This is a genomic window from Treponema sp. UBA6852 (assembly GCA_002449305.1).
Lineage (GTDB): Bacteria > Spirochaetota > Spirochaetia > Treponematales > Treponemataceae > Treponema_D.
The window spans coordinates 30,188-40,643 of sequence record DKDI01000010.1 but is presented as its reverse complement, the minus strand read 5'-3'; the positions used below and the strand labels follow the sequence as shown (position 1 = coordinate 40,643).

Genomic DNA, 10,456 nt, shown 5'->3' with positions numbered 1-10,456 from the left:
CGAGTTTCTTTCAGAAACATCGCAGGGGCAAGCCCGATAATGATAGGAAAAAATAAAACTCGACATTCAGCCTATGAATTGAACTGACGGCTCATTTGCATTAAAATACAAAATCTATGGACAACGAATCAATTAAAAATATGCTTTTGGACATTCAGCCTTCAAATCTTGAATTCACTGTAACAATGACAGGCAAGGAAAGCAGCCGGGTAAACGGACTTTACAAGCCGGAAACAAGGGAAATTCTTCTTCACAACAAGAATTTCAAGACAGAAAACGAGCTTGTTTACACAGCAATCCACGAATACACCCATCATCTTATAAACGAAGAGCAGATAGAGCTTTCAGGCGGAAAAAATCCTCCCATAAAATCAAAAAGCCACACAAACTATTTCTGGGCAAAATTCCATGCGCTTTTGGACATTGCGGAAGAAAAAAATTACTACAAACTGGACGTTTCTCTTTCCCCGGAACTTGAGCAGCTTACAAAAGAAATCCGCGAAAAATACATTGAGCCGAACGGACACATAATGCATGAGCTTGGAAGAAGCCTTGTAAAAGCCCACGCGCTTTGCGAGCAGGCAAACATCCGCTACGAAGACTACTTGGACAGAATTCTTCAGATTCCGCGGACAACGGCAAAGAGCGCTTCAAAAGTCGGCTTGCTTCCGGACGAAGACTCTGCACTCGGATTCGACAACATGAAAATTGTAGCGGCTTGCAAAAAGCCTGACGAAAAAGCAAAGGCTGTGGAAGCAATTAAAAGCGGAAAAAGCCCGGACAGCGTAATTGCCATGATGAAGAAAAAGGCAAAAGAAATCGACCCAAAAGAAAAGCTTGAAAAAGAGCGCGACAGGCTCACAAAGACAATAAACGAGCTTACCCATCGCCTGGAATTTGTGGAGGAAAGCCTTGCAAATCTCTAAAAAAAGTTTTGTTCTTGCTTTAACCGCAGCCGCAGTTTTTAATGCCAGAGCACAAAGCACATCGTTCAGCTCCATTGCATCTCCTGCCATGCCAACAGTTTCTTCCCCGGAAATTGGCAACGGCTTTTATTCTCCCGGCTCAGTTTTAAAGCCTGAATACAGCAAAAACACAAGCCAAAGCAATTCAAGCCAGTCAGAAAAGGCAAAATCAGAAAATAAAAATGCAGAATCTTCAAATGCAAAAAACGAAGTGCAAAAGAAAATTTTATCCGCGCTGACTGCAAAAGATATTTCGCTTTTAAAAGAACAGGGGTTTTCAAGCGACATAAATTCCATGATATTTTCACTTTCGTCATCGGACAACTCACAGGAAACAAAAATTCTTTTAAATAAAATTCTTGCTGAAATTGAAAAAATCAAAGATGAGTCAGGCAAAGAAAACGAAAATAAAAAAACTTTCGAAGTTTCAGCCGCTTCTGCAAAAGAAGAAAAACTGCCAGAAAAATCCAAGGCACGGCTTCTTAGGTTCAGTGTAAACGGCTACGACATTTTAAGAACTTGCCGCAAAATTTATATTTCGGAAGTGCAGCTGGACGGAACTTTTTTAGTTACAGGCGACAGAGTTTATTCAAGCGACGGAAAAAACAGAACGGAAACTTTCCATATTTTATTTAAAAGTTCTCCAAGTGAAAGCGGAAGTTCAAACTACAAGGCCGCAGCAAATGTAACGCAAGACTTCCTGAATGAAAATTCATTTTTATATCAGCTTTCAAAATTTGAAAATCTTCCTGCAATGCGAGTTGGAAATTTTGTTTCAATGCGCACAGAAGAGCCAAACTGGAAACTAGAACTTTTAATTGATCTTGGAGAAAAATAAGCGTGAACGAAAAACTTAACGAGGGCTTAAAAAAACTAGGACTGGAATTTTCACAAAATCAAATCAGCCAGATTGAAACTTACATTTCATGCGTTCTTGAATTCAACAAGACTTACAATCTTATGAAAGCAGACTCCGCAGACGAACTTACGGTAAACCATATTCTTGACAGCCTTGCGGCGTCTCCAAGCATCGCGTCTTTTATTTATAAAATTCAAGAGAAAAAAAATATTGCCGCATTGCAAATTGCAGACATAGGTTCTGGCGGCGGATGCCCTGGAATTCCTTTGGCGGTGGCATTTCCTGAGCAAAATTTTACACTTGTTGAACGGATGGAAAAAAGATGCGGATTTTTGGAAAACGCAATTCGCAAAATGGAACTTTCAAATGTAAAAGTAAACTGCATTCAGGCTGACTTAGTAAAGCCCGAATCCTTTGACATTGAAGTGTTCCGAGCGTTTCATCCATTTGACTCAAAAAACACAAAGCTTCTTTTAAGAATGCTCAAAAAAGGCGGAATTCTTGTGGCATACAAAGCAAGAGCAGAAAAAATTTCTGCAGAAATGGAGTCTGTAAAATTCCTTGTTCCGTCGTATAAAAAAATAAAGCTGGAAGTTCCTTTCCTTGAAGATCACGAAAGAAATCTTGTGGTGGTGGAAAAATGATTTTTAATTCGTCTGTTTTTTTTATTTTATTTCTAGCAGGAACTGTTTTTGATTTTGCATTAAATCAGTTTCTTGAAGCTTCAGATTTCTTTTACAGAAAAAAGTACGGAAAGCAAATTCCAGAGCGGCTAAAAGATTTTGTAAATGTCCAGGAGCTAGAAAAAACCTGCGCTTACGAAGATACAAAATATTTTTTGTGGATTCCTTCAAACATTTTGAATTTTATTTTAAAGCTTGCTCTTGTTCTGTCGGGATTCTATGTTTTTCTTTATGAAAATTTCTACGGCTTTACAGCAAACGTTTTTGCAACAGTGATTCTTTTTTCTATTGTTTCTGGAATTCCGTCTTTTATTATAAATTTGCCATTTTCCCTTTATAAAGAATTCCGCATAGAAAAAAAATTCGGATTCAGCAACATGAATTTTAAAATGTGGATTCTGGACTTTGTAAAGTCTACAGTTTTATCCGCAGTAATAACAATTCCTATTCTGTGCGCAGCTGTTGCCCTTATAGTTTGCTTTAACAAAATATGGTGGCTTTTGTTTGCCATAGTTTATCTTGCATTTTCACTTGGAATAAGCTACATATATCCAGTTCTAATTGCGCCTATTTTCAACAAATTTTCTCCTCTTGAGGAAGGCGAAATAAAAGAGCGGATTGAAAAGCTTTTTGCAAAAACCGGATTCAAGACCTCTGGAATTTTTACAATGGACGCTTCAAGACGAAGCAACCACAGCAACGCGTATTTTACAGGCTTTGGAAAAAACAAGAGAATTGTCCTGTACGACACGCTAATAAAACAGCTTGAGCCTTCAGAAATTGAAGCAGTTCTTGGGCATGAACTTGGACACTGCAAAAAGCATCACATTGCAAAAAGAATGATTGTTATGATTCCGCTTGTATTTGTCTCGTTGCTGGCGGCAAGTTTAATTGCAAAATTACCTTCTCTTTATTCAGCATTTGGATGCGAGCCAATAAAAAATGTTGCGCCTTATATTCAGCCTTTGGGACTTTTGTTTATTGGATTAATTTTTGAAGGCTACGGAAATATTGTTTCTCTTGTTTCTAATTTCTTTAGCAGAAAAGATGAGTTTCAGGCGGACGCTTATTCAAAAGAAATGTGCGGAACTTCACAGCCGTTAATCAGCGCGCTTATAAAGCTGAACAAAGAAAATCTTTCTGAACTTGAGCCGCCCAAAATTTATTCAGTGTTCAACTACAGCCATCCGCCTTTAATGGAAAGAATAAAAGCTTTGGAAAACTAGGCTTTGCGCGAAAGGAACAAAACTGAAGCAGCAAAAAATATAAGAATATAAAAAGCCGCCGCCGCAAAAACAGCATTTGTTCCTAAAAGTCCAACCAAAACGTAGCTAAGCATATTAAAAAAGTAAAGCGCAATGTAAAAGGCAACAACCATAATAAAACCAAAAACCGGAATAAGAAGAGTCCATTTGAATTTAAAAATTTCATCTGGATTTTCAATTCTGTAGTTCCAGCCAATACATGCGCAAAAGACAAACATTATCAGCATTATAAAAGGAAAAGTTCCGCGCTGAACAAGATTCTGTGCAAAAACTTCCTGCGAAAAACCATATCCAGAAGCCCTAGGCAAAAGTTTAAATAAAACAGGGAGAGGCATTTCTTTTGCCCCGGAAGCAGCCGCATTTATAAGGTTGAAATCAGAAAACTGCATCGGCAAAATCATTGATGAAGCCTTCTTTATGTTCAAAGGAATTTTTTCTGCAGAATGTTCTTTTTTCTGCGGATTTTTAATTCCAAGATTCTTCGCATCAAGTTCAGAAAGTCCAGTTGGCTCATAAGAATAAACCGGGCGCGAAACCAAGCCTTCCGTATTTCTATCTACAGACTGAAGAATAACAAACGGAACATATTCCCACTTTTTTTCAATTCCCAAAAGCGCAAGATTTTCCTCTCCGAATTCAGAAACAGGCTGGGCAACGGCTTTTGCAAACGGAACAAAAAATGAATAAACAAATTTTCCGTTTTCATCGTAATGCACAACATTAAAATTTTCCATGTAGCGGACAAGGCTACCTTCCTTTTTTATGTCCATCGCATTCGAAATATAAAAAACATTTTTTGAGCCGTCAGGATAATCAAGTGAAAAATAAACTTTATGGCTGTCTGAAAGCTCTTCTATATATTTTGTTTCGTCAAAAAAGAAATACTGGTTTTCCAAATCTTCTTCTGCAAGCGCAAGAAATTTCTTTACGTCAGGATCGTTGGCAGCCTGAACATAATTGTTTTTTAAGCCAAGAAAAGTGTAATACGCCTTTAAAAAATCTCCGCGGGAAAAAGCAACATAACCGTCTTTTTTTATCTTGTAATAATTACGCTCAGCAGAATTGTCAAATTCAACTGGAAGGCTTAGCATTTTCCAGGCATAGTTTGATTTTTCAACTGCCGCATCAAGATTCGTATTTTTTCCATCGCAAGCTTCAACTGCAAGGCTCGCCCAATAATGAGCGTCAAACCACTGTTTTTTTTGCGCCGCAGAATCAGATTTTTCCAAAAGCTCAAGAATTGTGTGTCCCTTGTCTTTTACATGAAGCGGCTTTTTCACTTTTTCCGCAGCAGGCAAATTTTTCTTTCCATGAATTTCGCTGTCAATAAGAAGATCAACGGAATCCTCGGCAAGCTTTAAAACTCTTTTTGCATCTGTATCTTTTGGCGAAAGTTCCACTGCTTTTTTTGCATATTGAAGCGCAAGAATCGGCTGGTTCTGCTCCAAAAAATGCCCGGCAATAGAAATTGCATCTGAAAAATCCGACGGAGCTTCCTTTATAAAATCAATTTTACGTTTTGCAGACAGCTTGAAAATTTCTTCATTAAGCGAAAGAAAAAGAATAAAAACAAGCGATGAAAACAAAACAAGTTTGAATCTTGAAAACATCGCAGGAGAAAATCTAGAGCGACTGTTTCCAGTTTTTTTCTGCCAAAGAACCGCGCAAGAAACCGTAAATCCGCTTAAAAGAATTCCCGGAAGGCAAACTAAAAAAATATAAAGTCCGTAATAAAAAACAAAAGATTTTTCTGTTCCGATTATCAAAGATTCAGGACGCGGAATAAAAAAAACAGAAATCAAAAGGCAAAGACCGAAAATAATTGCCGTGTATATTCCGGTAATAAAAATAACTTTTTTCATAAGTCATCTCCGTAGTAAGCTGGCTCTGGCGAATTTTCATTTACAAGTCTTGAAATCAGCCACAAAACAAATGCCGCAGCAAAAATAAAAATATTTATAACGCAAACTAAAAATGATTTTACTGGAACTGATTTTATCAATACCGGAATTTTCTGAAACAAAGAATCGTTTGCGCCCAAAATAAAAAAGTTCAAAAAGAAAACAAAAATGTAGTCCATTAAAATAAAGAGCACATTTACAAGTCGCCAAGCAGAAATATTTTTTATCCAGGCAACAGAAGCAAAAGCCAAAATAATTGAAGAAAAAATTATCCAGGAAACAAAATTTTCAGAGCATCTTGAATATGAAGCTTCCGTAAATTTTTGAAAATACTTTAAAATCTGTCTTAGAAGAACCGGCACTTCAACTGTATTTTTTATAAGCGGATCTGAAAATTCATCTTGAAAAATTTCAGGCTTTTCCGAGCTGAATGTAAAAACGTTGCCGTTTGACTTTGACTTGTCAATGCAAATTCCAGAAGCGTTGTTTTCTGAGTCAACTTCTGAATAATACAAAACATAGCGGTTGTCTTGCGAAGTTCTAAAATATCCGGGCGAAAGAGAAACCGCGGCTTGCATTTCCTTATTTTTATAAACTGAAATTTCAAGTTTTTCTTTTAACGCCGGAATAAAAAAAATCCAAAGGCACAAATGCAAAATCATGCAGACAAGAACTGAATACCAAGGAATTTCTTTATGCCGGATTAAATAGAAAGAAATAAAAACAGGACACAACGAAAGCACAGCCGGCAAAACTTCAAAAATTCCCTGTAAAAAAAATCCTGAACTAAATGCGGAAAATTTCTGCCCGGCAACAAGAATTGTGCAAAGCGAATAAGTCATATAAAGAAACGCGCCAGTGCAAAGACCAAGCATAACAATAGCGATGTAGGCGGCAAAAATTTTTATGGAACAAATAAATTTCATATATATTTAGAGAATAACACGGATAACTGATAAAATCAAATCTGAAGAGCCGCAATGCTAAATTTTAACGCGTCCCTGAAAACTTCTTGCCAATGTGAGCCTGTCCGCATATTCCAAGTCGCCGCCAGCCGGAAGCCCTGAAGCAAGCCGCGTAACAACAACTTGAGTGTCCTGTAAAACACGCTGAATAAAAAGAGCAGTCGTGTCGCCTTCCACAGTCGGATTTGTTGCAATAATAACTTCTTTTATAACGCCAAGCTTTACACGTTCAAGCAACTGGGAAATTCTAAGTTTGTCCGGTGTAATTCCTTCAAGAGGAGAAATGACTCCACCCAAAACATGAAACAATCCATGGAATTCATGCGAGCTTTCGATTGTTGCAACATCTTGAGGCTGCTCAACAACGCAAAGAATTGTTTTATCCCTTGCAATGTCAGAGCAAATAGGGCAGGGGTCTTCTTCTGTCCAGGCGCCGCAAATGGAACAAGGTTTTATTCTTTCCTGCAGCGATAAAATTTGATTTGAAAAACGAATATTAAAAGAGCTGTCGGTTTTTAAAAGATGGCTTGCAATTCTAGCCGCAGATTTTTTTCCGATTCCAGGAAGCCTTGAAAAACTTTCTGTCAACTCATCAAGAGCGTTCATTTTTTACGCGCCCATTCCCGGAATATTCATTCCTGCCATCATAGGTCCAAGCTGATTTTTTATTTCATCCTGCATTTTTTCAAGGGCAGCATGATGAGCGGCTTTTATTAAATCCTGAAGCATAGGGACATCTCTGTTGTCAACGCAGATAGGATCAAGTTTTATATCCACAAGTTCAAATTTTCCATTTACTGTAACTTGCACCATGTTTCCGCCGGAAGAACCTTCGGCTTCAATCTCTGCAAGCTTTTCCTGCGCTGCCTTAAGCTGGCTCTGCATTCCCGCAAGATTTTTTACCATATCAAAAGGATTCATTGTTTTCTCCAGAAAAGTCTTTAGAATATGCTGAAAACAAGCGGTCAACGGGAGTCGAACCCGCCTATCAGGCTTGGGAAGCCTGTGTAATACCGATATACGATAACCGCAAGCCATAAAAGAATAATGTTATTCCGCTATTTTTTCAACACCCGGCAAATGCTAAAGTTTTTTCACTGATTTTCTTTCTATAAATTCAGCTGGAACACGGACACATTCGCACACTGGAATTCCAACAAGGCGGTTCATAAGAATTTCTGCGGAAAGCTCGCCGATTGTTTTTATATCTTGCCTGAATGTTGTCAAAGGCGGAGAATAAAATTCGGAAATCATTTCATCATCAAAACCAATAAAAGAAATGTCTTCTGGTATTCTTTTTCCGATTGATTTTACATATTCCATTGCACCAACCGCCATATTGTCATTTGCAACAAAAACTGCGGTAATATCGTCATGCCGCTCAAGAAGCTCTTTCATAGCATCATGGCTTTCTGCCCGCGACCATTTATGACAAAATTTCACATAAGATTTATCATATTTCAGACCAAAATCTCTAAAGGCGTTTTTTAATCCTTCCAAGCGATCAATTGCAGCCATATTATATTGCGAATAAGTTCCGCCGATATAAGCAATTTTTTTGTGTCCATTTTCAATAAAATATGAAGCGGCTTTATATCCGGAATCTACATTTGCAGTTACAACAGTTGGAACTCCAGGAATTATAAAGTTTGTTGAAACACAAGGAATGTCTGATTCTGCAAGCTCCATAATTTCACTATCCGCGCTGACTGGATTTATAATTCCGACCGCATCTACATTTCTGTGATAGCAATGCTCAACATAAGACTTTTTTTCTCCAATTGGAGCATGGGAAATAAAAATCAAATCGTATCCGGCAAGTTCAAATCCGTCCCTGAATTTATTAAGAATTTTTCCAAACAAAGGGTGATCAAAACCTCTTTGCATGTCGGCATCTTCATAAATTATTCCTATTAAAAAGGATTTTTTTGTGGTAAGGGTGCGGGCTGTTATATTTGGACGATAGCCTAATTCTTTTGCCGCATCAAGAATTTTTTTTCTAGTTGAATCGCTTAAGCCGCCCGTTTTATTAAGAGCTTTTGAAACTGTAGGGGCAGAATAACCTGTTTTTGAAGCAATATCGTAAATTGTAACCATTGATTTTCCGCCTCCATTTAAATTGTTTCTAATCTTAATCTAGGATGAACAAGAATTTCAAGATTTTTAAAAATAAATTTTTGTTCATCCTAATTCAAACAAAGGCGGAAAAATATTTAGTCTAGTTTCTTGTAGGAAAAATATTCAAAGTCTGCAAATTTCTTATAAGAAATCAAGTCAGCACAATACATTCCCACAAACGCTCCTGTAAATCCTTGCATTCCATACTCATCAGAAAGTTTGCTAGCATCAAGAAGCGGGCGAATCTGCCTGAAATTTTTTCCATCTTGAGACCAATAAAAAAATCCAGTTTTCTTGTGAACTTCAAGCCTTATCCAAACAGGTTTTTCTTCATCAAGCGGACATTCCATTTCACGAGAAAATCCTTCCGGCATAATAGACATAGCCTGAATAACTTTTCCTTTTTGCTCATTTTGCGTTACAACACAAAGATACTGGGACTTTTCATCATAACGGTAAACCATTCCTGCAAAATGCTGAAAATTTTCCGGACTGAATTCCATTTTAGTTTCTGCGACAAAATCAAAATCAGTCTGCCGGCGCGCTAAAAGACTTTGCTCAAAGCAAGAAACAGGAGATTGCCCTCCACGAATTCTTAAAAATCCTGAGCGTTCTGAAATTGAAAATCTTTTATCATCAAAAGGAATTCTTAAGGTTTTAAAATCCGCTAAAAAATCTTTATTTTTAAACGTATATTTTTCAGCAGCATGGACAACGCCACATCCAGGAGCAATAATTCCGCGCCCTTTTATTTCTATATAATCAGGCGGACAATTCTTTAAAGTTCCATCAGGCTGCTTTACCCAAGGCCAGCCATTTTTCCATTCAAGCTCTGCAATTCCAGTTTCGCGCCCAAGAACACAACGTTCAGTTCCTTCAAGAGGACGGCCGCAAAGGTAAACCAAATAATCTTTTTTTCCGTCTGGAGACTTGCACCAAGAACCATGCCCGGCTCTTTTTATTTTGCAGTCATAGCCATAGGAAGTAATCAGCGGATTTGCAGGATGAACTTCATAAGGTCCGAACAAATTTTTTGACCTTGCGCAAGTAATTGCGTGTTCATAGCTAGTTCCGCCTTCTGCACAAACAAGATAATACCATCCGTCGCGCTTATAAAGATGCGGACCTTCTACAAGCCCAATGTCTGTTCCTAAAAAAATCTTATGAACTTTTCCAACAAGTTTTTTTGCCTTGCAGTCATATTCCTGAACAAGAATTCCAGAAAACTGGCGCGGACCTTGCTGCCTATAATCCCATTCCATGTTCACAAACCATTTTCTTCCGTCGTCATCATGGAACAATGAAGCGTCAAATCCAGAAGCGTTCATAAAAATTGGATCAGACCACGGACCTTCAATAGATTCAGCGGTAGTCAAAAAATTCGGGCAGTCTTTCCAAGGTCCATCGTTCCAGCTTCTTACATTTGTAAAAACAAGATAAAAAATTCCATCTGAATAAGAAAGACATGGAGCCCAAATTCCACACGAAGCCTTGTTTCCCGCCATATCCAAAAGACGTTTTTCAGAAAGCGGGGAAGGAACAGAAGTCCATGTCTTCATATCTTTAGAACGATGCAGCTCAACTCCCGGAAACCATTCAAATGTAGAATTCGCAATAAAACATTCACCAGCCGCATTTACAATTGAAGGATCGGCATGAAACCCGGAAAGAATAGGATTATAAATTTTCATAATGAATTT

General features: G+C 37.8%; 10 protein-coding genes and 1 tRNA gene. 4 read left to right on the top strand and 7 right to left on the bottom strand.

The features are described from left to right. Nucleotides 1–116 precede the first annotated feature (116 nt). From B3209_RS02840 to B3209_RS02825, 4 genes are read left to right on the top strand one after another with little or no spacing between them, the layout of a single operon-like run. Nucleotides 117–926 (top strand): hypothetical protein, encoded by an 810-nt coding sequence (locus B3209_RS02840; RefSeq protein ID WP_295799510.1) that lies wholly within the window; start codon nt 117–119, stop codon nt 924–926. Continuing rightward, nucleotides 913–1,803 (top strand): hypothetical protein, encoded by an 891-nt coding sequence (locus B3209_RS02835; protein ID WP_296662237.1) that lies wholly within the window; start codon nt 913–915, stop codon nt 1,801–1,803. The genes B3209_RS02840 and B3209_RS02835 overlap by 14 nt, the downstream gene beginning before the upstream one ends. A 2-nt stretch (nt 1,804–1,805) precedes the next feature. After that, nucleotides 1,806–2,468 carry a 16S rRNA (guanine(527)-N(7))-methyltransferase RsmG gene (gene rsmG, locus B3209_RS02830; RefSeq protein ID WP_296662238.1) on the top strand — a complete coding sequence of 221 codons (663 nt, stop codon included), beginning with the start codon at nt 1,806–1,808 and terminating at the stop codon, nt 2,466–2,468. Next, a complete protein-coding gene (locus tag B3209_RS02825; RefSeq protein WP_296662239.1) occupies nt 2,465–3,733 on the top strand; it encodes a M48 family metallopeptidase in 1,269 nt (422 codons plus the stop codon). The genes rsmG and B3209_RS02825 overlap by 4 nt, the downstream gene beginning before the upstream one ends. On the opposite strand, the gene B3209_RS02820 is transcribed toward B3209_RS02825, so the two are convergent. From B3209_RS02820 to B3209_RS02790, 7 genes are all read right to left on the bottom strand, one after another. Beyond that, complete coding sequence (locus B3209_RS02820) at nt 3,730–5,634, bottom strand: hypothetical protein (RefSeq protein ID WP_296662240.1); 1,905 nt, start codon at nt 5,632–5,634, stop codon at nt 3,730–3,732. The two genes, B3209_RS02825 and B3209_RS02820, sit on opposite strands and share 4 nt — an antisense overlap. Beyond that, on the bottom strand, nt 5,631–6,599 hold the full coding sequence (locus tag B3209_RS02815) for a hypothetical protein (RefSeq protein WP_296662241.1): 969 nt from the start codon (nt 6,597–6,599) through the stop codon (nt 5,631–5,633). The genes B3209_RS02820 and B3209_RS02815 overlap by 4 nt, the downstream gene beginning before the upstream one ends. A gap of 57 nt (nt 6,600–6,656) precedes the next feature. Continuing rightward, on the bottom strand, nt 6,657–7,244 hold the full coding sequence (recR, locus tag B3209_RS02810; RefSeq protein ID WP_013700337.1) for a recombination mediator RecR: 588 nt from the start codon (nt 7,242–7,244) through the stop codon (nt 6,657–6,659). A gap of 3 nt (nt 7,245–7,247) precedes the next feature. Beyond that, a complete protein-coding gene (locus tag B3209_RS02805) occupies nt 7,248–7,559 on the bottom strand; it encodes a YbaB/EbfC family nucleoid-associated protein (RefSeq protein WP_295798630.1) in 312 nt (103 codons plus the stop codon). A gap of 39 nt (nt 7,560–7,598) precedes the next feature. Next, nucleotides 7,599–7,669: transfer RNA gene (locus tag B3209_RS02800), tRNA-Gly, on the bottom strand. A 52-nt stretch (nt 7,670–7,721) separates the two neighbouring features. Beyond that, entirely contained in the window at nt 7,722–8,735 is a 1,014-nt protein-coding gene (locus tag B3209_RS02795) for a LacI family DNA-binding transcriptional regulator (RefSeq protein WP_296662242.1), read from the bottom strand. A 116-nt stretch (nt 8,736–8,851) separates the two neighbouring features. Further along, nucleotides 8,852–10,447, bottom strand: coding sequence for a glycoside hydrolase family 43 protein (locus B3209_RS02790; protein ID WP_296662243.1), 1,596 nt, complete (start codon nt 10,445–10,447; stop codon nt 8,852–8,854). Nucleotides 10,448–10,456: the final 9 nt, after the last annotated feature.